The sequence below is a fragment of the Mesorhizobium sp. M5C.F.Ca.ET.164.01.1.1 genome, from assembly GCF_004792125.1.
Taxonomy (GTDB): domain Bacteria; phylum Pseudomonadota; class Alphaproteobacteria; order Rhizobiales; family Rhizobiaceae; genus Mesorhizobium; species Mesorhizobium wenxiniae.
In genome coordinates, this window is the sequence record NZ_SRTG01000605.1 from 1 (window position 1) to 283 (window position 283).

Here is a 283-nt window from a genome sequence, read left to right on the forward strand (position 1 = left end):
GTTGGCCCCCAGCCAAGGTCGAGAGCCCGCAAACAGCTCAACGAAAGATCGGCGATACGCTTGTGCTGGTCATCACTCAGCGGGGCTGGGCAGATGCACTGATGGAAGACGAAATGCGGTGGCGGGCTGAAGTCAGCAGCGGCAATCCCAATGACCTCATTTCCCATTATATGAGTGCAATAATAGGGGCCTTGTGCGAATTCTTCGACCAGGATTGGGGAAGACTGCGTGAGGTCCCCGCCCAACAGATGGTTCGTGTGTTCGGCCACCTCTTCGACATTGC

1 pseudogene is annotated in these 283 nt (G+C 56.5%); it reads right to left on the reverse strand.

Annotated features, from left to right (window positions below):
* A pseudogene (locus EN807_RS37315) lies at window positions 1-283 on the reverse strand (hypothetical protein); the annotation flags it as partial.